Below are 23,016 nucleotides of genomic sequence, written 5' to 3'. Positions count from 1 at the left end.
ATTGAAATCAAACATCCTATCCCGATCAGAAAACCCCTTATGATGAAAATAAGCATTTAGACTTATTTATATTCCCTCAACAAGGTAATTCGTATGATTTATGTTATCTTTACAATAATCTGCAAAAAATAACTACAAAAGTTAACGAAACATTTCTACAATAGGTATTGTGGTCAAAAAAATTTGAAAGGCGGAGATCAGGTGAAGAAGCAAGCACATAGGTCTAAACGAAGGAAAAACCTGTCTATTCTGCTCACTTCCATTATGATGATTAGTCTCATTCTCCCAGCAGTACCTACTCATGCAGCAATAGAAAACGGCGATGCCGTAAAAGTCAGCATCTTAGCCACAACGGATGTTCATGCGAACATGATGAATTATGATTATTACAGTGACAAAGAAACAAATGAGTTTGGCTTAGCAAAAACAGCCGAGCTGATTGAAAAGCACCGGTCACAAAATCCAAATACACTCCTTGTTGATAACGGAGACCTGATTCAAGGAACCCCTCTTGGAGAATACGTTTACAAAAATGAGAAAGACAGTATCATCAATCAAACAAAGGTTCACCCCATTATTCATACACTCAACAAACTAAAATACGATGCAGGAACACTTGGCAATCATGAATTTAACTACGGATTATCATTTCTTGATGGTACCATTGCCGGCGCTAACTTCCCGATTGTCAATGCGAACGTCAAAAAATTAAATGGAGAACACCGTTTTACGCCTTATGTGATCCAAGATAAAACCTTTAAAGATGCAAACGGAGCTTCACAAACTGTAAAAGTCGGTTACATAGGATTCGTTCCACCGCAAATTATGACGTGGGATAAGAAACATTTAGATGGACAAGTTCAAGTGCAGGATATCGTCGAATCTGCCAATGAAACCATTCCTGAAATGAAGGAAAAAGGGGCAGATATCATCGTCGCTCTTGCCCATACAGGAATTGAAAAAACCGCTTCGCCTAAAGGGTCAGAAAATATGATCTTTGATCTTGCCACGAAAACAAAAGGCATCGATGCGATCGTGTCCGGCCACCAGCACGGCACATTCCCAAGCGCTGAATATAGCGGCGTCGACAAATTCGATGTCTCAAAAGGAACCATCAACGGCATTCCAGTCGTCATGTCAAAAAACTGGGGAAGCTACCTCGGAGTCATTGATTTAACATTAGAGCCTGACGGCAGCAAATGGAAGGTCACAGACGGAACAGGAAAGATTGAATCTGTTGCAGGAGTCACTTCTCAAAACAGCACTGTGAAAGATGCCATTCAAACAACTCATCAAAACACACTTGATTATGTGAGAAAACCTGTCGGTAAAACAGAAGCAGACATTAACAGCTTTTTTGCTCAAGTGATGGATGACCCTTCTATTCAAATTGTGACAGATGCACAAAAATGGTATGCACAAGAAAAAATGAAGGATACCGCGTACAAAAACTTACCGATTTTATCTGCAGGCGCCCCGTTTAAAGCCGGCGGTCGAAACGGTGTGAATTATTATACGAATATCGCAAAAGGTGATTTAGCGATTAAAAATATCGGCGATCTCTACCTTTACGATAACACCGTGCAGATTGTCAAACTGAGAGGCAGTGAAGTCAAAGACTGGCTCGAGATGTCTGCCGGACAGTTTAATCAAATCAAACCAAACGATTCAAATGAACAGCCTATTTTAAACGAAGAATACCGCTCGTATAACTTTGATGTGATCGATGGTGTCACCTATCAAGTCGATGTGACGCAGCCTGCTAAGTACAGCACAACAGGCACCCTTGTCAATGCAAATGCAAACCGCATCAAAAACCTGTCCTACAACGGGAAACCAGTCTCTGACAATCAAGAATTTTTAGTCGTGACGAACAACTATCGAGCTTCTGGCGGCGGAGGCTTCCCGCATCTGACGCAAGATAAAGTGGTGCTTGCCTCAGCTGATGAGAACCGCCAAGTACTGATGGATTATATTATCGAACAAAAAACCATCAACCCAAGTGCGGATCAAAACTGGTCCATTGCACCAATCAAAGGCGCAACAGTCACATTCGAATCTTCTCTTTTAGCTAAGCCGTTTGCTGAAAAATCAAGCAGCGTAGACTTTGTTCGTAAAGCCAGCACAGATGGTCTTGGCGTGTACAAGCTAGCCTTTAAAGAGGATGGCACAACAGAACCGCCTGCATCAGACAACTGGAATTTAACAGTGATGCATACAAACGATACACATGCCCACCTTGATGATGCAGCAAGACGTGCAACAAAGATTAAAGAAGTTCGAGCCGAAAGCAAAAACAACATTTTATTAGATGCTGGAGACGTCTTCTCTGGTGACCTATATTTCACAAAATGGCAAGGACTTGCCGACCTAAAACTAATGAACTTAATGAAATATGATGCCATGACATTTGGTAATCATGAATTTGACAAAGGTCCTTCTGTTCTTCGTCAATTCCTGACGGGTGATGCTTCAGATGTAGATGCGAAAAATCGTCACCAATTTGAAAAGCCTGCATTCCCGATTGTGTCATCAAACGTTGATGTCTCTAAGGAAAAACAATTGAGCGGCTTAGTGAAAAAGCCAGCGACATTTAAAGCTGGTGAGAAAAAAGAAGCTGGGATATACCCATACATCCTGCTTGATGTAAACGGTGAAAAGGTGGCTGTATTCGGCTTAACCACTGAAGACACGGCCATTACATCCAGCAGCGGTCCTAACATTCAATTCAAGGATGCATACAAGAAAGCAAAAGAAACAGTCAACACGATTCAAACAGAAGAAAAAATCAACAAAATCATTGCTTTAACACACATTGGCTATAACCGTGACCTTGAGCTTGCTCAAAAAGTAGATGGTATTGATTTAATCATTGGCGGTCACACGCACACCCTTGTTGAAAAATTAAAGGTCGTCAATAAGAAAGAACCAACGATTGTCGCACAGGTAAAAGACTACGGACAATTTTTAGGAAAAGTAGACGTGGCCTTTAATCAAAAAGGAGTCGTACAGCCAAAGGAATCTTCTTTTGATCTCATCACCACCGATGACTCTGTCAAAGAAGATGCTGATGCAAAAGCGATCCTCGATCAGTACAAGGCAGATATTCAAGATTTAAAAACGGAAAAAGTCGGGTCTGCTGATGTCCTCTTAGATGGACAACGCGAGCATGTCCGTGCAAAGGAAACGAACCTTGGGAACTTTATTGCTGACGGCATGCTGAAGAAAGCGCAAGAATCTGCTGGTGCTGATCTTGCCATCACAAACGGCGGCGGAATTCGAGGCAGCATTGAAAAAGGAGATATCACTTTAGGTGATATTTTAACGGTCATGCCATTTGGAAACACACTCTATGTCGCAGATCTAAAAGGCAGCCAAATTAAGAAAGCACTCGAACAAGGGCTTTCAGGCATTGAGGAAGGCGGCGGCGCATTCCCTCATGTAGCCGGCATTGAATATACGTTTACACTGAGTAAACCAGCTGGCAGCAGACTCATTGATGTCAAACTGAAAGACGAAAACGGCAAACTAACAGACATTGATGATAAGAAAACATACCGCGTGGCAACAAACGCATTTGTTGGCACAGGCGGAGATGGCTACAGTGTCTTTACAGAAGCCTCTCACGGCGAAGACTTAGGCTATGTTGACTATGAAATCTTCAAAGAGCAAATTGAACAGGCAGACGGCGGGCATATTTCTCCTGTCATCGATCACAGGGTGAAAGAAGTGTTCCTTCCGCGTGCGAAAGGAAAAGGCACCTATGACATTCAAGATGATGAGAAATTCCAAACGTATGTGCAGCATACAAACAAAGCATTGCTCTATTTAGACAAAGCGAGCGAAGCAAAAAACGTTCAATTGTCTCTATCAAAAGCGCAGGTAGCCGAGCTGAAGAAAAGAGAGCAAGATCCAAACGTCACCATCTATCATGACAAAGTGGGACTCGCATTACCGCTCTCTAACTTGTCCGAGAAAAGCGCAGATATATGGATGACAAAGACGGATAAGGTGAAAAATGCATTAACGGATACGTATGATTTCCAAATCAAACAAGATCAGAAAAAGGTTTCTACCTTTAAAGATCCTGTCACACTATCCTTTACATTAGATGAGCCTCAAAAGGCGAAGAAACCTGGTGTATATTATGTAGACCGCAAGAAAAACCGTTATGCAAAAACAAGTAACGGATCGTTCGAAAATGGTGTCGTATCAGGTCAAACTGAACACTTCAGCGAATATACCGTACTCAACCAAAGCGGGGCAGCTGGAACAACGCCAGATCAAACTGGCGGAGACGGCGGTACATCAGCGCCAGGCGGAGGTACAGGTACAGATCCAAACCAAGATGGAACCGGACTCCCAGGCGGCACACTCCCGAATACAGCAACAATGATGTATACAGCTGTATTGATTGGCGTACTCATGCTTGCCTCAGGCGGTATCCTATATTACTACCAGCGCAAGCGTACAAGAAAAAATGTATCATCCTAAAAGAAAAGGACAGAGCCTATGCTCTGTCTTTTCTCATCTCAATCTTGGGATAAATAAATCCAATTGCGTTTATCAAATTGTTTCACCTCATCTGATCCTATATGACGCAGCATTCTATTGAAGAATGTGATGTCATCTTCATCATCGACGGCATATAAATCCTCTTGAACATAATCTCTCGTAATAAAATTCGTTACATTCGTATTATTTACAAATTCAGCAAAATACGATTGAACAAGAGTTAAATCTTCTTCACTTAATTTTTCATCATTGATAATGGAAATATGAAAAACATTCAAATACGCTTGTATATCTTCTTCATCCATATAACATAATGGAACTAGTTTTCGATCTTCTTCCGTAAACGGTTTTCGCGTATCTTCAATGATGACGTAACATAATATTCGATGATCTTTCATCACGCTAAAAATTTCTAAATCCCGTAATTTTAGTGGTCGATTCAGTCTAATCATTTTTCCTCCTGTAAATCAAGATTTTTTCGTTGTGTATATCCCCGCTTCTCCAAAACCTGAAATGGACAGAGCCTAGGCTCTGTCCGTTTTTTCTCTTCTAGCAAAATCGACGAATCTGAAGCGGTCTAATCGGTGACGGCTTTCTGTGTATTGAAATAGACTCGTATCCTCTAAGAACACATAATTTTTTACCACAACGACATGGTCAAATCCCTTCAAATCAAGGTACTTGGCGTCCTCTTCTGTACATGGCTCTACCACAAATTCTTTTTGAGCATAGCTGATCGATACACCGAGTTCTCCCTCAATATACTCGTAGATTGATCCTTCGCATATGTCTTTAGACAATACTTCGACATGCTTTTGCAAAAAGTAGTCCTTGTCTAAAATCACCTCTTCCCCGCTAATATTGCGAGATCGAATGACTTTCCAGACGTCTGTCTGTTCATCAATTTTCAGCTGAGACTGAATATACTGATCCGGTTTGATTAAACCAAATTCATGAACTGTTGTGACCGTCTTTCGGCCAAGCGTTTGGGAAAGCTCTTTAAAGCTGACAAGACCTGATACAGGAAACTGCATTTTCTCCCGATTCAGCAATACAGAACCTTTCCCGCGGATTTTTTGAATATAGCCATTTTGCACAAGAATATTTAATGCCTTTCTCACCGTCTCCCGGGACGTGTCGTACATGATAGAAAGTTCATGCTCTGATGGGAGGATGCCTTTATCCTGCCATTCACCTTGCTCAATTCGTCTTGCGAGCTGATCATAAATCACTCGAAACTTATTCTCTTTCATTTTCCCTCCGCCCCATTTTCTAGCGTTTGGTTAAATGATAAACGATTGACTCATATGGGCGCAACGTAAATCCCTTGATATGTGCCGGCACATCCTCATAATTGGATAACAGGACTTGCCCCTCCATCTCATCTACAGCCTGCACAAGCTCATCAGGTAGCGTAAAGTCCGCCTCCCCTGCATAAAAGTGGTTGATCACGAGGAGCTTCTCATTCTTGCTTTCTCTAACATAAGCAAAAATCTTTGGATCTTCTGCTAAAAGTAAGGAGAAGCTGCCATATGTGATCACATCAAGTTCTTTACGCAGTCTGCAAAGGGCTTGGTAATGATAGAAAATGGACGTCCGGTCTTTTAACGCAGCTTCGACCGAAATGTCGTTATCGGCTGGCTCAATCCAAGGCGTTCCTGTTGAGAAGCCTGCATTCTTCTCTGAGGTCCACTGCATTGGAGTTCTCGCATTATCTCTTGACTTGACCTGTAAAATGGCGAGTGCTTCTTCCTTTGATTTTCCCTTTTCAAGCATGACTTCGTACATATTGAGTGATTCGATATCACGGTAAGACGAAATGTCCTCAAAGCGAGGATTCTTCATGCCAATTTCCTCACCTTGATAAATATAAGGAGTCCCCTGCATCAGATGAATCGTGGTCGCCAGCATCTTCGCTGATTGCTGATGATACGTGTCATCATCACCATACCTTGAGACGATACGCGGCTGATCATGATTGCACCAGAACAGCGCATTCCAGCCGCCGCCCTCATGCATTTTCGTCTGCCATTCAGACAGAATCGACTTCAACTCTTGAAAATCAAATGGTGCGATCGCCCATTTTTCGCCGTTTGGATAATCCACCTTTAAATGATGGAAGTTAAACGTCATATCCAGCTCCTGCCGATCAGGTCTTGTATACCGAATGCAGTCTGCGATATTCGTTGAAGACATTTCTCCAACTGTCATGCTATCGTATTTCGAAAAAACCTCCTGGTTCATTTCATGCAGAAATTCATGAATTCTCGGCCCATCCGTATAGTACATGCGGCCGTCGCCTTGCACAGATTGTCCAGCATCATCTAAGAAGCGCTGATCCTTTGAGATGTTGTTGATGACATCCAGCCTGAACCCATCAATTCCTTTTTCAAACCAAAAGTGCATGATGTCATATACTTTCCTGCGCACCTCTTCCTTCTCCCAATTGAGATCCGCCTGAGTGACATCATATAAATGGAGATAATAATCTCCTGTTATTTCGTCTAGTTCCCAGGCTGGGCCGCCAAATTTCGACTGCCAATCGTTCGGAGGAGATCCGTCCGCTTTTGGCTCCTTCCAAATATAATAATCTCGGTAAGGGTTATCCTTTGACTCACGCGAGGCTTGAAACCACTCATGGAAAATAGATGTATGGTTAACGGCTAGATCCATGATGACCCGTATTCCTCTCTCATGCGCTTCCTTCAGCATGCGTTCAAAATCTGTCATTGTGCCATACATGTCATGGATTTTTGTATAATCACTAATATCATAGCCGTTGTCATGCTGCGGGGACTCATACATTGGCGTGAGCCAAATACAATCCGCCCCAAGCTCTTTGATGTAATCAAGCTTTTTCGTCACGCCATTGATATCCCCTGTACCAGAGCCCGTTGTATCTAAAAAGCTCTTCGGATAAATTTGATAGACAACCGCTTTTTTCCACCATGGTTCATTTGATTGCTGATTCAATTTCCTTCACCACCACTAGTTAAGTTCTTCTGAAAAATCCTTCTTCTTTTTTAGTTTTGCATATAAAAGAGTACCGATGAATGGGAGGATGAGTACAATCACCATTCCAATTGCAAATGCCCCCCAATATTTCGGGATAATGGAGAAGATTCCTGGAATGCCTCCAACACCAACTGAGCTTGCCAGCACCCCTTGAGAGGCGATAAACATACCGGCTAATCCTGAGCTGATCAGTGCAAAAATAAATGGGAATCGATAACGCAGATTGACCCCAAACATCGCCGGTTCGGTAATTCCTAAATAAGCAGAAATACTTGATGTCAGCGAAAGTCCTTTTTGCTTTTCATCTTTTAAGACAAACATCATTGCCAGTGCAGCTGATCCTTGAGCGATATTGGACAGTGCAAGCATTGGCCATAGGAACGTGCCGTGCAGCTTTGAGTTAATCAATTGAATATCCACAGCGAGGAACGTATGGTGCATTCCTGTAATGACTAATGCTGCATACAGTCCGCCGTATAATAGACCGCCAAGTGCTGCGAATTGCTGGAAGACGGCTACAAGTCCAGATGTTAAAACATTACCGATTGCAAAGGTAACAGGTCCAATGACGATAAATGACAAAAATCCAATGACTAATAACGTAATCGGTGCAACAACTAAAAGCTGAATACTTTCAGGTGTCCGTTTTGTAATAAATAATTCGAGCTTTGCAAGTAAATAAGAGGCAACGAGTATCGGAAGAACCTGTCCTTGATAGCCTACCTTCTGCACTTCAAGTCCAAACAAGTTCCAAACAGGAATGTCACCGGTCTTCTCAGCCGCTCCATAGCCCCATGCGTTTAACAAGTCTGGATGTACAAGCATTAGCCCAAGGACCATTCCTAAAAGCGGATTCCCCCCAAACCGCTTCACAGCTGACCAGCCAATTAATGCTGGCAGGAAGGTGAAGGCAGTGCCTGCAATTAAGTTGATCATATTCGCTAAATCAGCCCATGCCGGATACACATCCACAATCGATTTTTGATCGAAGAAAATATCAGGAGCTGTTAAAATATTATTAATTCCCATTAATAAACCGGCTGTGACGATGGCAGGAAGAATCGGTATAAAGATATCCGCAAGCGTTTTCACAGCACGCTGCAATGGATTCAATTTCTGATCAGAGGCACGCTTCACGTCCTCTTTTGTGGCTTCCCCAATCCCCGTCTGTTTCACCATTTCGGCATATACTCGATTGACGACCCCTTGGCCGATCACCACTTGGTATTGACCGTTCGCTGAGAAAGATCCCTTCACTTCTTCAATTTGTTCAAGTGCTTTCTCATCCACCTTACCTTCATCTTTCAGCACAAAGCGCAGCCTTGTCACACAATGTGTCGCTTGATCAATATTTTCTTTGCCGCCGATGGCTTTCACAATCTGATCTGCTGCTGCCTGATAATCAGCCATACTATCCCCTCCGAGATCGTTTTTTTATATAAGAAAAAAGAACCAAAAAACTTGTATATACATGTTTGATTCTTATTTTATATTTGTATATACATGTAGTCAACAACAAAATGTAGCGCTTACATAAAAAAAGCCCCCTCAATGTGCTCAGGGAGAGGCAGCGTGTCATCATCTTTTTTTATGCTCCGTTAATTTCTCGTAGACCTTATTTTTATAAAAGGAGGAAGCTGGACGGGCAAAAGTTTGGCGCTTAGATGTAAGTTCATCCAGACGTTTTTGTTTTTCTTCACATATGAGAGACAGCTTTTTTCTCTCCTCTCCGTCTATACTGGAGCGAAGCAGCTCTTTGACAGTCATGAGTTCTTTTTTCAGCGCTGTTTCTTCCCCAGCAAATCCGGCATTTTTCATGATGCGGTAGCCCATTCTAAGTTCTTCTGGTACATGAGCAGCATCATCTTTTGGCAGAGGCTTCCCAAAGCCAGATAATCCTTCAAAAGCCCCGTTATCCATCGCTTTTTTGATCCGTTCTTCTGATAATCTCTGCGCAAAATCCATAGCGTTTCTCCTTTCGCCGCAAGTATTTGATTAAGCATAGCAAAAAAGCTGGCTCTCTCACAAGAGCCAGGTTCAGCATCTAGACACCCCCTCGCATTCGGTGTCTATCCTGCGCTCAGGTGCTCGTCCCTTCTTCGCTGAAAAGAGAAAAAGGGCTAAAATATTTTAGCCCTTTCTCGTTATTTATTGTCGACTTTGAAGGTTGAGACCATTTGTGCTAAGTCATCCGACATATCAGAGAGCTGTTCAATCGCACTTGAAATTTGCTGCATACCAGCACTTTGCTGTTCTGTTGCTGCCGCCACTTCTTGAGAGCTGGCTGCATGTTCTTCCGATACAACAGAAATTTGCTCAATCGATGTAGAAATCGTTTGATATGCTTTCTCAACTTGCTTAATAGAAGCAAGCAAATTGTTCGTTCTTCTTGAAAACTGGGACACACCGTCGTAAATCAAAGCGAAGTTTTGTGACGTGCCTTCCATTTGCTCACGTCCTTCTTCCACTGCTTTACTGCTTTCCTCTACGCTTTCAAGAACGCGCTGACTGTTTTCCTGTGTACCGATGACAAGGTCTGAAACGGTTTTAGCCGCATCCGCTGATTGCTCAGCTAACTTGCGCACCTCATCTGCCACAACAGCAAAGCCTTTTCCTTCTTCTCCAACACGTGCCGCTTCAATGGAAGCATTCAGTGCAAGCAGATTCGTTTGTGCTGAAATGTCTGTAATAATCGAGATGACACTTTCAATCTCCGTTGAATGAGATTGTAATTCTTCTGCTGCCTGCTTTGAGTTGGTCATCTTGTCATGTAGCATATTCAGATGATCAAGCACATGGTTCACTAATTTTTGACCAGATTCTGACTGCTCTTGTACGTTAGATGAAACAGATTTCATTTCATCAACTTCTTTTGTGACACCTTCGATTTGCGTATCGATCTCAGCAACGGATGTCGTACAATCCGTAATATTTGCGACAGAATCATTGATTCCTTCACTCATATTCGTCATGGCTTCTGATACTTGCTGCGCACTTTGACTCGATTCGTTCGTCACCGTACGAAGCTGTGAAGACATTTTCGACACTTCACTAGATGAGTGTGAGATTTTCGAAATGAGCTCTTTGATCCGCCCCTGCATCTTTTGGAAGGATGCGGCAAGCTGGCCGATCTCGTCTTTACTTTCAACCTCTACCACACCAGTTAAATCACCGTCAGCAATTCGGTTCGCTGATTCCATCAATGAACGTGCTGGTTTCGCAATTCTTCTTCCCATAAAGTATGAGAAGAGTAATCCACCGATGAGCACAATGGCAGATGCCACTGTGATATAGATCGTCAGCTTCTGCGTTGTTTGAGGCACGACAGACGCATCTAAATCAATGCCTAAAATCCCTGTCAGCTCACCGCCTGAATCCTTGATTGGCAAAAAGACTGATTTATGTGTACCAAATGAATCTTTGTAAATATCACTTTTGACCATTTTATCTTCAGAAAGAGCTTGTTTCATCTCATCTGAAAATGCATAATCCTGGTCAAAATCATTGTCTTCTCCAGTTAATACGATAATTCTTTCTTTACCGCCTTTATTAGATAACACGTATAAGTTCTCAAGCGTATGATCTTTTTGAAGCTCTGTGAATTTCGTTTTAATCTCGGCATAAATGGGGTCATCCTTCCCGCTAATGCTGAGCACGTTTCCATCGATGTTATCGATTTCTTTTTTGGCAGTATCAATATCTGTTGTTAATCGATAATCAAATTGCTTTAATAACTGGGATGATAAATCCTGGCTGACTAGATAAAAGGTTAGAACGAATAATGCAACGGTTGCGAGTAATGTTACGGTAACGACTGACATGATTTTAGAGGATATCGTGTATCCTCCAAATTTCCTTTGTTTCGCCATTTTTTCCTACATCTCCACTCTCAGATTTGATTTAAGCATGTACATTTTCAAATTGTCCACAAACAGATGCAATCACATCTTTTAAATAAGATACGATATGAGGGATATGCTCTGGTAACGTATAAGGTGAGATGACAAAAAACTTACTAACACTTAGATAGAATTCTTGGCCTTCTTTCGAGTTGACAAGTAAAAACTTCGTTGTATCGCCAAAGAACATCTCATCTCTTTTCTCTCCAAGCTTTTCAAACAGCATTTTGTTCAATTCATTGTTCCGCTCAATTTCGATTGAAGTCGCTTCGCCAGAAATCTCTTCTTGAAAACGCGGTGAGCCGTCTAGGTAAATTCTAAATAATGTAGCCATTCCGACGTTGTCATCATTCACGACTTCTGCTTGCGGAATTTCCCGACTAAGTGCTTCTCTGAAGGCAAGGTTCACTTCTAAGAATTGACCGAGCAAGCGCTGATAGCCTTCAATCCCAAACGTTAAGAGCACACTCAGCATACTGATCGAGCTTCCCATTCTTGAGCATTCCAGTGTATAACCCGTATGGTATTCCCCGTAGCCTCTATGGCCAACATATGGTGTCTCCTGTTCTTCCAGGTCCAAACGCTTTAAGTCAGCAGCGTTTTTCACTAGGAATAAACTGGATGTGTAAGGTGTTTGGCCAAGCTTTTGAAAATCAAAGCACATCGAGTCTGCAAGAGACAGATGCTGGAATTTCGCTTTGATTTCTTTTAGCATACGAAGAACACCGTCTGAGAATTGCAGCGGGTTTTCCGATACATCATACTCATTAAAGAAAGCAAAGAATCCACCCAGCGCCGAATCTGCATGAATATGCGGCACCTTCAGATCATACTTTTCAGCAATCGTTTCTGCTGTTTCACGTACCCCTTTTACATCATCAATTGCAATGGCATCTGTTGTTCCGGTTGTTGCAACAATATAAACGGGAATCCCGCCACCCTGTGCAACACGTTCCATTTGACAACGCAAATCTTCCATATCCATTGAATGATCTTTATTCGTCTTAATTCTGATTAAGTTGTTTGTGCCAAGTCCTGTTGCTTCCATTGACTTAAATAGGCTGTAATGTGCAGCATCAGAACAAAACGCATAAAGATTTTGCGGAACTCCTTTTCGCAGTGACTCCGGCGCAGCCTTTGCGATCGCTAAACGAAGTCCTGAAAAAATCGCTCCTTGACCTCCCCATGTTGTGTATCCCCCGCTCACATTTGGATCATATCCGATGAGCTTAGACATCATTGAGACCACTCTGACCTCAGCTTCCGCACCTGCTGGTCCATAAACATCCCATAGGTTGTTTCCGTTTACCAGCATAGCTGTCAGCATGCCTAAAATTCCTGGTGTACTTGCCATTGGCAAAATGTTCGTGAAGAAATACTTGGTGTGGTATGGATGGTTATGTAAAAGCTTCAGTAATTCTTCATTCACAAGTTCCGCTTGCTGGCCGTTCATCGGAATTTGACTTGTTTCAGTAAGCTTTTTGTAAAAGTCCTCCCCACGATTCTTTTCACCTTTAAGGTGTGCACGGTTGGGATCTTTCAGGTCATCGACCCCTGAAATGATCTGCTCCATCAATTTGATGAGTTCTTTACGCTCTCCTGCATTTCCGTCCTCACTCGGAAACCAGTTCTGAACGAGGTTCTCTGCTCGTACAGTCATATACTATCAATCCTTTCAATGGAAGATTTCCTGTCACTGTCTATATCGACCCCAATTCAGAAGTTTATAGTCTCAATATGTTCACTTAAGTATATTTAGATAATTTGTTCACTTATTAAAATAAATAAAACCCTTAAAAAACACATGAAAACCATTATTTTCGTGAAACACAAAAATATATTGATATATTTTATGAGAGGAATTTTTATCCACCGTCTTATTCCATTCCATGGCTCATTTTTTTTGCTTAACCTGCATAAACATTAAGAAACAATGGAAATACTCTCTAAATGACCATTGTAGAAATCAAATTAATTCTTTAGACTTGTGTCTTTTTACCTGTTTTATTGATATAGCAACTGGAAAATTACTGAATTTTCTGTCATTAATAGGTCGATTTTCATAAAAAGTTTTTCGATGGGCGAATATTTTCATTTTCTCCCCTTTTATTGCTCGGACAGGCTTCCAAAGGCTCTTCACTGGTTATGACTTTTCTATTTGTGCATTTCGTGGTATATTCTAATGGTTCGTTTTCTTTCGTTCCGCCTCTTCCGTTTAACGGAGAAAAGGAGTGTTTATATGAAAACATTTATTCAAAAAAGAGGTCTCGGCTTCTTTCTGATTGCAGCCGTCTTACTATGGCTCAAAACGTATTCAGCGTATTTAATCGAATTTAAACTTGGTATATCAAATGTGCTTCAGCATATTTTGCTTTTCGTGAATCCTATTAGCTCCAGCTTGTTCTTTCTTGGCTTTGCTTTATTGTTCAAGAAAAAATGGCAGCCTGCCGCTATCATTGTGATTCACTTTTTCATGTCTTTTTTACTATACGCAAACATCGTGTACTATCGATTCTTCAATGACTTTATCACGCTGCCTACAGTGATGCAGGCAGGAACGAATGGCGGACAATTAGGTGATAGTGCATTTTCACTCATGCGTTGGACTGATGTGTTTTACTTTATTGATACAATCATTTTGATCGTACTTGCAGTCCGCATGAAAAGGCAGCAGCAAACAAGTACAGCCACTGTACCTGTTCAAAAGTCAAAATCGTTTAGACTCGTCCTTGTGTCCTCTGTTGTGATCTTTGTTTTAAACTTAGTGGCTGCAGAGATCGATCGTCCAGAGCTTTTATCAAGATCGTTCGACCGCAATTATTTAGTTAAATATTTAGGCGCTTATAACTTTACTGTGTTTGATGCCATTCAAAATGTGAAATCAAACAGCCAGCGTGCTCTGGCAAATTCAAATGACGTGACAGATGTAGAGAACTATTTAAAAGCGAACAGCGCTGATCCTAACCCTGCTTATTACGGGAAAGCGAAAGGCATGAACGTCATTACAATTTCTCTTGAATCTCTGCAAAACTTTGTCATTGATTATAAGGTCAATGGAAAAGAAGTAACGCCATTCCTTAATTCATTGGCACACGACAACAAAACGTTTTACTTTGATAACTTCTTCCATCAAACAGGACAGGGAAAAACGTCTGATGCTGAATTTATGATGGATACTGGGTTATTCCCATTATCACAGGGCTCTGTTTTTATTAACAAGGCGCAAAACACATATCAAGCACTTCCTGGTATTTTGAAGAAGGATCAATATACGTCAGCAGAATTCCATGGAAATACGAAAACCTTCTGGAACCGTAATGAAATGTTTAAATCCTTTGGATATGACAGATTTTACGATTCTGAGTACTACGATATGAACGAGCAGGATACGAAGAACTATGGACTGAAAGACAAACCGTTCTTCAAAGAATCGATGCCAATTCTTAAAAACATGAAGCAGCCGTTTTATTCGAAATTCATTACCTTATCGAACCATTTCCCATTTGGAATGGATGAAGGTGATACTGATTTCGAGCCTGGTGATTTCGGTGACTCTGTCGTCGATAACTACTTCCAATCGGCTCATTATTTAGATGAAGCGATTGAACAGTTCTTCAACGATTTGAAAAAGTCAGGTCTCTATGACAATACCGTCGTTATTATGTACGGAGATCATTACGGTATTTCTGAAAATCATAATGAAGCGATGGAAAAAGTGACAGGGCAAAAAATTGGAGATTATGAAAATGCGCAGCTCATGCGTGTGCCGCTCTTTATCCATGTTCCTGGCGTAAAAGGCGGACAGATTCATAAATACTCTGGTGAAGTCGATGTCGCACCAACTCTTCTGCACCTGCTTGGCGATGATACGAAGAACTATTTAATGTCTGGTTCTGATATCTTATCGAAGAACTTTAAAGAGCTTGTGCCATTTAGAAACGGTGACTTCGTGTCTAAGGACTACACGAAAGTAGGCAATAACTATTACAGCAACAAAACAGGCGAGAAAATCGAGCCAACTGACAAGGCATCGCAAGAAAATGAAACGGTGAAAAAGATGCTGGAGACATCTGATAAGATTGTCACCGAAGATTTACTCCGTTTCTACAAGCCTAAAGGCTTTACACCGATTGACCGCAACGATTATGACTATACAAAGAAAGTACAGGATGAAAAGGATTCCTCTTCCGCCAAAGATGAATCCAGCTCTTCTTCAAAATAACGTTCTCATGCTAAGAACCAGCCGATCCTTGATCAGCTGGTTCTTTTCACGTTTGATCATGATGGCCCCGGGTATAGGAGAAGAAGGAGGGATTTATCATGAAGAAAACAGCAACTTTTGTCGTAACTGCCTCACTTGCTTCATCGGCCCTATTCGGTTTCAGCCCTGCGGTCTCAGCACACGCCATGATTAAACCAGCAGCAGAGCAATCCGTTCCTCAAGGTCCAAAAGCCGCGCTTAACAGCATTTATAAGCTGGCACATAAAGGACAAATGCCCTACTATGCGAAGGGACTGAAAATAGGCGTTCAAACAAAAAAAGACGTTCATCATCAGCTCGGACATCCATATCCAGAAACAGGTCAAAGCAGCTTTGATTTGTATCATGCGGAAATGGGAAATCCCGGATTTGCTTTTCACTATGATGCAAAAGGCAAAATTGATGAAATCCGTTATTTCGGTACAAATGTAGAAAAAGAAACAAATATCGGCGGTATGACCCCTTCGTTACTAAAGAAACAGCTTGGACCAGCGGATTCAGTGAGTACCATTCCTCAGACAAAAGAGAAAAAATATGTGTATCGAACCGGTGATTATGAACTCGAATTTATCGTAGGCCATGATCCAGATATGAGTCAGCATGAGCTCACCGTCCTGCATATCAACCTCATTAAAGCCGATTCTTAAATAAAAAAGCATCCTGAGCTTGTGCTCAGGATGCTTTTCTTTATTATGATGCCACTTCTAACTGCGGCTTTCTTTTCATTGTTCTTTTGAGGACTGGACCTGCGACATAATCAAGTCCAAATTTGCCTGCATTCCCTTTCGCTGCCATGATAATGATGGCTATGAGCAGAAGCAGCGGGTTCACAGAGACAGTTCCAGCTAGTAAGAAAGAGACATTCATCACGCTTCCAAAAAAGGCTGCCGTTGTTGTAAACAATCCAACAATTAATCCTAGGCCTACTAAGATTTCTCCCCACATGACCATGGCACTGAATAGTCCGGCATTTGGCAAAGCGACATTTTCTAAAAACCATACATAGAACGGATACACTAGATGACCATCTTTGACGACAGGTTCAGATATTGCAAATTGCAAATAGCCTGATGCATCAAATCCACCTGTTAGTTTTCCAATACCAGATGTCAGCCAAGTCCATCCGATATAAAGTCTTGCTGCCAAAAGGATAACGGCTGCCCATACATTCGTTTGTAAGAATTTTGTAAACATGATGATGCCTCCTTTTAAATTATGTGAAATATTTCACATTTTCTTTATGATCTTATTATACTATGCTATATCCAATTTGTGATCTTTTTCACATACATATTCACAAATTGTTCATGAATATCTAGTTGAGGTAAACTTTTCCCTTGCTAAAACCGTCTAAGTCATTTCAGACAGTAAAAAGGGGTTTAATTTTGTATGAAAACACTATTTCATTTTGCTTATTTACAAGCCATCTCATGTCTATTCCCCGTCATGATCTTTGCGGCGCTTGCCCTATCAAAGACGGTGACTATTCCTTTTCTTCACCGGTATGATTTCATTCTACTGCTTTGCATCGCAGCTCAGATCCTGATGCTGACGCTGCGGCTGGAGACTTGGGCGGAGCTAAAGGTCATTTGTCTATTTCATCTCATAGGAATCTGTTTAGAAGTGTATAAAGTACATATGGGCTCTTGGTCCTACCCTGAAGAAGCTTATACAAAAATATTTGGGGTTCCACTTTATAGCGGCTTTATGTATGCGAGTGTGGCAAGTTATATTTATCAGGCACTTTCACGACTTCATGTAAAAGTGGCCGACTGGCCTCATCCATTTCTTTCAATTGGCATCAGTTTGTGCATTTATCTCAATTTCTTTACGCATCACTGGCTCTATGATGTCAGGTGGTGGCTGACATGTCTGCTTGTTGTTGTGTTTCGGAAAACGTCGGTTTCGTTTCAGGTTGGTCCATCTTCCTTTCGAATGCCGCTTGTTGTTTCATTTCTCCTGATTGGCTTTTTTATTTGGGTGGCCGAAAATGTCACGACCTTTTTAGGCGCATGGCAATATCCAAATCAGCAGCATGCTTGGTCTCTCGTCCATCTTGGTAAAATCAGTTCGTGGTTTTTACTTGTTGTCATCAGCATTGTACTGGTGATCGAACAGCGTAAACAAAAAAACGTTCAGCCCATTTGACCTGGCTGAACGTTTTTTTTAATCTCGATCGACTTCCTTACGGAGATCATCTGCGACAAATTCTACATTCGTTCCAATGATGATTTGTACGGTTGTTTTTCCAGAAGTCAGGACCCCTTTGGCACCTGCTTTTTTCAATGTACCTTCATTTAATAAATTTGTATCCTCTACTGTTAAGCGAAGACGTGTGGCACAATGATCAATCGTGGTGATATTGTCTTTGCCGCCAAGTCCCTCTACGAGCATACTCGCTCCTCCTGCCGTCACCGTATCATCCGCTGCGATATCTTCCATGTCATCATCTTCCCTGCCTGGTGTTTTCAGCTTTAATAGTTTAATGAGGAAATAGAAAACGACAAAGTACACGACGCCATAAATGATTCCTACTACAAGAAGCAAGATCGGCTTTTGCGCAATACCGAAGCTTAAGACGTAATCAATCGCACCTGCTGAAAAGGCAAATCCGCTATGAATCCCAAGAGTGTTTACAATAAAAAGCGAAAGCCCCGTCAAAATAGCATGGACACCATATAAAAGTGGAGATAAAAACATAAAAGAAAATTCAATTGGTTCAGTGATCCCTGTTATAAATGATGTAAGTGCCATCCCAATCATCAGACCAGCTGTTGCTTTTCGCTTCTCAGGCTTTGCAGTTACAACCATGGCTAGACATGCCGCTGGCAGACCAAACATCATCACTGGGAAGAATCCGGTCATAAAGACACCCGCGCTTGGATCTCCTTTAAAGAATCGCGCTAAATCCCCTGTTGCCCCGCTGAATTCCCCGAATTGAAACCAAAATAAGTTATTCAAGACATGGTGAAGTCCTAATGGAATGAGCAATCGGTTAAAGAAACCAAACAGCCCTGCACCTGTTGCACCAAGACTTAAAATCCATTCTCCTAAATCATTGATCACACTTTGAATCGGAGGCCATACATATCCGAAAACGGCTGCTAATAGAATGGTGAAAAGTGCCGTCATAATAGGCACAAGCCGCCTTCCGCTAAAGAAACCTAAGTATTCCGGCAGTTTCGTATCCTTAAATTTATTGTAAACATAACCTGCCAAAAGCCCGCATAAAATACCGCCCAATACCCCCATATTGTTGGTTGAGTTGATCGACGTTGTACCGGCTGACAAAATAAAATAAGAGATCGCTCCTGATAATGCCGCTGCCCCGTTCCCATCCTTTGAAATACCAATCGCTACACCCATTGCAAAAATTAAAGCCAAGTTCGCAAAAATTGCATTCCCTGCCGCATGAATAAACGGGATATTGAATACATCCTCCCGCCCAATGGCCAAAATAATCCCTGCTGCTGGAAGTACAGCGATTGGAAGCATAAATGATTTTCCTAGCTTTTGAAAAAACTGAAACACCATCTGATTTCCCCCCTTTGTCATCATCATGACCAAAATCATTCATGATGTTCATAAAAAATATATCATATGCACGTCTAGTTATCTATACCAATTTGTCCACATCCATTTGAATTCCGCTCTTTACTCTTTTTGCGTAAAATGTGGTAAGCTATTGAATAGAATGAAGATATAGAAAGCGGGAATGAACAGTGATTGTCAAACATGATCATGAGTTAGAAGCCTTAAAAAAAGTCGGCCGAATTGTCGCTTTGGCAAGAGAAGAAATGAAAAGCCAAGCGAAACCAGGCATGTCTACAAAAGAATTAGATTTGATTGGGAAAAAAATATTAGAAGAGCACGGTGCCAATTCAGCACCTGAAAAGGAATATGACTTTCCTGGTACCACTTGTATCAGCGTAAACGATGAAGTTGCACACGGTATCCCTAGTGAAAAAACCATTTTACAAGAGGGCGACCTCGTGAACATTGATATCTCAGCAGAGCTTGACGGATATTATTCCGATACAGGTATTTCATTCGTTTTAGGAACAGGTGATGCTCGTCTTGAAGCATTATGTAAGTGTGCGGAGGATGCGTTCCTTGAAGGATTAAAGCATGCAAAAGCCGGTAAAAGACAAAACCAAATTGGCCGTGCGGTCTACAATACAGCGAAAGAACAAGGATTTACTGTCATTAAAAACCTGACAGGACACGGCATTGGGAAGAATCTGCATGAAGCTCCCAACCATATTTTGAACTACTATGATCCATTCGATAATGCTTTGTTTAAAAATGGCACAGTCATTGCCTTTGAACCTTTCATTTCAACAAATGCTGAATCGATTTATCAGGCTGATGATGGCTGGACATTTAAAACACCAGATAAAAGTCTAGTGGCACAGATTGAACATACGATTGTGATTACTAAAGACGAACCGATTATTTTAACAAAGCTGTAAGCCAAGCGGGTCCCCTCCTTAACTGGAGGGGATTTTTTCATGCCCGTTTCACGAATCTGTCACGACTAAACAAAAAAGCCTGTGGTAAAATAGGCAAAGATATGCGAAAGGGGTCTTATTTGATATGTGGTTCATCATCATAGGTGTTATCTTTTTCATCGAAAGTATTATCTTAACGGTTGTAGGGATTAAGAAAAAACAATCCATGATGACCTATCTTGGTGTTATCATCATGATTATGACGGTCGGCATGATCCTCGTTACCCTCAACCCGCCAAATTCATAAATCAATATTTCCAGCATATACATGGATCATAGGCAGATAGAATCAGTTTTCATTTCTTGACACCTGCACGCTTTTCACCTCTTTTTTGAGATGTTACAATGCAGGCAGTTTCAATTGAAAGGAGTTTTCTATCATGCATTATGGTAGCAAAGGCTGGTATGTCGAAGAATTAAAGAAGCTTGGTGTGACCAAGCATGAAGGAAGAAAGCTTCAAAGCTTAAAAACATATTTCCTTGCAAATCTTCTTGAGCAAAAGAAACGCAGCTCATAAGCTTAGAAAAGCCGCACATCTTAAGCTGATGTACGGCTTTTTTTAAATGTGCTGAATTCGTTTTTCTAAAGACTTCCTGACCACATCTGCTAAGGCATCTACTTCAAGAACGGCTTTCAGTCTCTCTGGACTTGTTTGACGATATTTGACTTCATTGACCTCATGGACCGTAATGTGATGGGACGCTTTTTCTACTAGTACTGGCGATGCATCAGGCGGCACCATGCCTTCTTTCAATACACGTAAATAAAAGCCTGTATATCCTGTTTTTTGCACTTCCTTTACAAGCTTCATGTTGCCATGCTTAAGAGACAATTTCACACAAGGCTGTCTTGGCTGGCTCACCTCAACAAATGCATCTCCAAGCTGAAACACATCGCCAATATGCACATTCGTTTCGACTAGCTGGCGTACTGTTACATTCTCGCCAAAGGCAGCTTCCTGTAATGGACCCCCTAAAAATTGTTCAAAGTGAGCATAATGATCATACGGAAAGACGCAGACGGCTTTATCATAACCCCCATGATGAACCAAATCCCCCTGACCATCTCCTTCAAAATTGACCTGACTTAAATACACAGGCTCATGAATGCGCCTTTTGTTGATGGCTGTTTTGATTTCTTTTCCATTCGCATAGGTAATGATAGGCTGTCCTACTTGGATTCCTTCTATGTCGTATCTCTTTTGTCCCACGATGGCCATCTCCTTTGGTTGTCTACTGGCTTTTATTTTACATCGTTTGACAATCAAATCATAGTCGAGGCGTGAAGATCAGATGCAGGCTATGGTACGATGTGAAAAAAGGAGTGATGATCATGATTCATTATCACGCCATTGTAAAAGGACGTGTGCAAGGAGTCGGCTTTCGTTATTTTGTTCAGGGAGAAGCTGTCAATCGTGGAATGAAAGGCTGGGTACGCAACACAGATGAAGGTCATGTCGAGTTAAAGGTAGAGGGTGAGCAGCAGAAAGTGATTGATTTCTTAGAGACTGTCCGGAAAGGAAGTCCTTTTTCAAAAGTCACCGACATGCAAATGGAGCCGCTCACTGAGCTTGCTCATTATCAGGATTTTCGAATAAGATAATAAAAAAACCTAGCTCTCGCTAGGCTTTTTCTGTCCTGTGATAGGGCTTGTCCTGATAAAAATATTTTGGTTTCACAATGGTATTGTCGTAATTCTTGTGGAATATGTGGGTAGCAGCTGGTGATACTGGGGGAATCAGCCATGTCCAGTCCCCAGTCAGCTTGCGGTCAGCCTTTTCTTCCTGCTTTTCAAACTGCTTGAATTGATGTGCTGCTGTGTGATGATCAACAATGGTCACCCCTGCTTCGCGATAAGAATGGAGAACCGCCTCGTTCAATTCGACAATGGCTTTATCCTTCCAAAGGGACGAATTCTTGGTTGTGTCCAGTCCTAAAAGAGAAGCGACTTTTTTCAGCATATTGTAGCGGTTTTCATCCGCTAGGTTGCGTGCACCAATTTCTGTGCCCATATACCAGCCATTAAACGGTGCAGCATTGTAATGAATACCGCCAATTTCTAATTTCATATCAGCAATAATTGGAACCGCATACCATTTCAGTCCTAAATCACGGAATTCATCGTATTCAGGATGGGTGATCTCTACCTCTTGGACGATTTCTTTCGGAAGCTCATACAGAACAGGCGGCTGATCTTTTAGCTGAAACATGAGAGGCAGAATATCAAAATGTGTGCCCTCCCCTTTCCAGCCATGTTCTTCACATAATTTTGTTAATTCAAGAGATGCCTCGTCGCCGATGATGCCATATTCAGTTTCATAGCCTGCATAACGAACGAGCTGATGATTATAAATGACGACTTCCTTCTGCCTGTTCTTCTCTGGGGGAAAGACCGTAATGGACGGTTTGATTTTCCCGCCATTTGTCGCATACTCAATATGATGAAAGAGCGCCTCCTTCACCTCATCCTCTGTCTTTACATGCCGGCAGTCATGCACTTGCAGGGTCGACCAAAACAAACGGCCAATGCAGCGGTTACTGTTGCGCCATGCCATTTTCGCCCCGTGAGCTAATTCCTCTAGTGTATGCGTATAAATTCCTTCAGTTTCAATTTCTTTTTTTATTTCATGCAGACGTGCTGCTTTCTCTTCATTTGACTTGTTTAATTCTTCATAGCATACAGAAATAAAAGCTTCTGCTTCATTCCACAACGCTTCTTGATTACTCAAACATACTCGCCTCACTTTAATACGAATATATCCATTGTAGCGGTTTCTATTGATAAATTCACTCGTTTCAAACCATTTTTTATCAT

The 23,016-nt window shown here is 41.6% G+C and carries 19 protein-coding genes; 8 read left to right on the top strand and 11 right to left on the bottom strand.

Annotated features, from left to right (window positions below):
• The first annotated feature begins 201 nt into the window (after positions 1 to 201).
• Positions 202 to 4,494, top strand: coding sequence for a multifunctional 2',3'-cyclic-nucleotide 2'-phosphodiesterase/3'-nucleotidase/5'-nucleotidase (locus tag MHB66_RS03740; RefSeq protein WP_046314257.1), 4,293 nt, complete (start codon positions 202 to 204; stop codon positions 4,492 to 4,494).
• A gap of 38 nt (positions 4,495 to 4,532) precedes the next feature.
• Here the strand turns inward: MHB66_RS03740 and MHB66_RS03735 are convergent, their stop codons facing one another.
• The 7 genes from MHB66_RS03735 to MHB66_RS03705 form a co-directional block, all read right to left on the bottom strand.
• Positions 4,533 to 4,967 (bottom strand): hypothetical protein, encoded by a 435-nt coding sequence (locus MHB66_RS03735; RefSeq protein WP_046314255.1) that lies wholly within the window; start codon positions 4,965 to 4,967, stop codon positions 4,533 to 4,535.
• Positions 4,968 to 5,039: 72 nt separating this feature from the next.
• Positions 5,040 to 5,768 carry a trehalose operon repressor gene (treR, locus tag MHB66_RS03730; RefSeq protein ID WP_024425854.1) on the bottom strand — a complete coding sequence of 243 codons (729 nt, stop codon included), beginning with the start codon at positions 5,766 to 5,768 and terminating at the stop codon, positions 5,040 to 5,042.
• Between the two features lie 19 nt (positions 5,769 to 5,787).
• The gene (gene treC / locus MHB66_RS03725) at positions 5,788 to 7,488 is read right to left on the bottom strand and encodes an alpha,alpha-phosphotrehalase (RefSeq protein WP_046314252.1); all 1,701 of its coding nucleotides are present in this window, start codon (positions 7,486 to 7,488) and stop codon (positions 5,788 to 5,790) included.
• A gap of 15 nt (positions 7,489 to 7,503) precedes the next feature.
• Positions 7,504 to 8,940, bottom strand: coding sequence for a PTS system trehalose-specific EIIBC component (gene treP, locus MHB66_RS03720; protein ID WP_046314249.1), 1,437 nt, complete (start codon positions 8,938 to 8,940; stop codon positions 7,504 to 7,506).
• Between the two features lie 168 nt (positions 8,941 to 9,108).
• The gene (locus MHB66_RS03715) at positions 9,109 to 9,495 is read right to left on the bottom strand and encodes a DUF1992 domain-containing protein (protein ID WP_041116179.1); all 387 of its coding nucleotides are present in this window, start codon (positions 9,493 to 9,495) and stop codon (positions 9,109 to 9,111) included.
• 179 nt (positions 9,496 to 9,674) lie between these two features.
• Positions 9,675 to 11,399 (bottom strand): methyl-accepting chemotaxis protein, encoded by a 1,725-nt coding sequence (locus tag MHB66_RS03710; protein WP_041116177.1) that lies wholly within the window; start codon positions 11,397 to 11,399, stop codon positions 9,675 to 9,677.
• 31 nt (positions 11,400 to 11,430) lie between these two features.
• Positions 11,431 to 13,089: a pyridoxal-dependent decarboxylase gene (locus tag MHB66_RS03705; protein ID WP_046314247.1), complete on the bottom strand. Its 1,659-nt coding sequence runs from the start codon at positions 13,087 to 13,089 to the stop codon at positions 11,431 to 11,433.
• A 579-nt stretch (positions 13,090 to 13,668) separates the two neighbouring features.
• Between MHB66_RS03705 and MHB66_RS03700 the strand changes: the two genes are divergently transcribed.
• Both MHB66_RS03700 and MHB66_RS03695 read left to right on the top strand, forming a co-directional pair.
• On the top strand, positions 13,669 to 15,651 hold the full coding sequence (locus MHB66_RS03700) for an LTA synthase family protein (protein WP_046314243.1): 1,983 nt from the start codon (positions 13,669 to 13,671) through the stop codon (positions 15,649 to 15,651).
• Positions 15,652 to 15,749: 98 nt separating this feature from the next.
• Positions 15,750 to 16,337 (top strand): YjgB family protein, encoded by a 588-nt coding sequence (locus MHB66_RS03695; protein WP_046314241.1) that lies wholly within the window; start codon positions 15,750 to 15,752, stop codon positions 16,335 to 16,337.
• Positions 16,338 to 16,380: 43 nt separating this feature from the next.
• Here the strand turns inward: MHB66_RS03695 and MHB66_RS03690 are convergent, their stop codons facing one another.
• Positions 16,381 to 16,884 carry a DoxX family protein gene (locus tag MHB66_RS03690; RefSeq protein WP_034283676.1) on the bottom strand — a complete coding sequence of 168 codons (504 nt, stop codon included), beginning with the start codon at positions 16,882 to 16,884 and terminating at the stop codon, positions 16,381 to 16,383.
• Positions 16,885 to 17,079: 195 nt separating this feature from the next.
• Between MHB66_RS03690 and MHB66_RS03685 the strand changes: the two genes are divergently transcribed.
• The gene (locus tag MHB66_RS03685; protein ID WP_046314238.1) at positions 17,080 to 17,838 is read left to right on the top strand and encodes a DUF817 domain-containing protein; all 759 of its coding nucleotides are present in this window, start codon (positions 17,080 to 17,082) and stop codon (positions 17,836 to 17,838) included.
• Positions 17,839 to 17,856: 18 nt separating this feature from the next.
• Here MHB66_RS03685 and nagE read toward each other — a convergent pair whose 3' ends face one another.
• Positions 17,857 to 19,224 carry an N-acetylglucosamine-specific PTS transporter subunit IIBC gene (nagE, locus tag MHB66_RS03680; protein ID WP_034283672.1) on the bottom strand — a complete coding sequence of 456 codons (1,368 nt, stop codon included), beginning with the start codon at positions 19,222 to 19,224 and terminating at the stop codon, positions 17,857 to 17,859.
• A 188-nt stretch (positions 19,225 to 19,412) separates the two neighbouring features.
• Here nagE and map point away from each other — a divergent pair, with 188 nt between their 5' ends.
• The 3 genes from map to MHB66_RS03665 all read left to right on the top strand — a co-directional run bounded on the left by map (position 19,413) and on the right by MHB66_RS03665 (position 20,719).
• Positions 19,413 to 20,162 (top strand): type I methionyl aminopeptidase, encoded by a 750-nt coding sequence (gene map / locus MHB66_RS03675; RefSeq protein ID WP_024424611.1) that lies wholly within the window; start codon positions 19,413 to 19,415, stop codon positions 20,160 to 20,162.
• A gap of 124 nt (positions 20,163 to 20,286) precedes the next feature.
• A complete protein-coding gene (locus MHB66_RS03670) occupies positions 20,287 to 20,448 on the top strand; it encodes a hypothetical protein (protein WP_087976421.1) in 162 nt (53 codons plus the stop codon).
• Between the two features lie 133 nt (positions 20,449 to 20,581).
• Positions 20,582 to 20,719 carry a YflJ family protein gene (locus tag MHB66_RS03665; RefSeq protein WP_064497716.1) on the top strand — a complete coding sequence of 46 codons (138 nt, stop codon included), beginning with the start codon at positions 20,582 to 20,584 and terminating at the stop codon, positions 20,717 to 20,719.
• A gap of 42 nt (positions 20,720 to 20,761) precedes the next feature.
• Here MHB66_RS03665 and MHB66_RS03660 read toward each other — a convergent pair whose 3' ends face one another.
• Positions 20,762 to 21,412, bottom strand: a complete 651-nt coding sequence (locus MHB66_RS03660) for an MOSC domain-containing protein (protein WP_046314236.1) — start codon at positions 21,410 to 21,412, stop codon at positions 20,762 to 20,764.
• A 122-nt stretch (positions 21,413 to 21,534) separates the two neighbouring features.
• Here MHB66_RS03660 and MHB66_RS03655 point away from each other — a divergent pair, with 122 nt between their 5' ends.
• Entirely contained in the window at positions 21,535 to 21,804 is a 270-nt protein-coding gene (locus MHB66_RS03655; protein WP_034283670.1) for an acylphosphatase, read from the top strand.
• 19 nt (positions 21,805 to 21,823) lie between these two features.
• Here the strand turns inward: MHB66_RS03655 and MHB66_RS03650 are convergent, their stop codons facing one another.
• Entirely contained in the window at positions 21,824 to 22,930 is a 1,107-nt protein-coding gene (locus MHB66_RS03650) for a nitric oxide synthase oxygenase (protein WP_046314234.1), read from the bottom strand.
• Positions 22,931 to 23,016 lie beyond the last annotated feature (86 nt).

Source organism: Bacillus sp. FSL L8-0167 (assembly GCF_038630295.1).
GTDB classification, from domain to species: Bacteria; Bacillota; Bacilli; order Bacillales; family Bacillaceae; genus Bacillus; species Bacillus safensis.
Note: the sequence above shows the minus strand (reverse complement) of the source record. Positions and strands in the feature narration are given on the sequence as shown.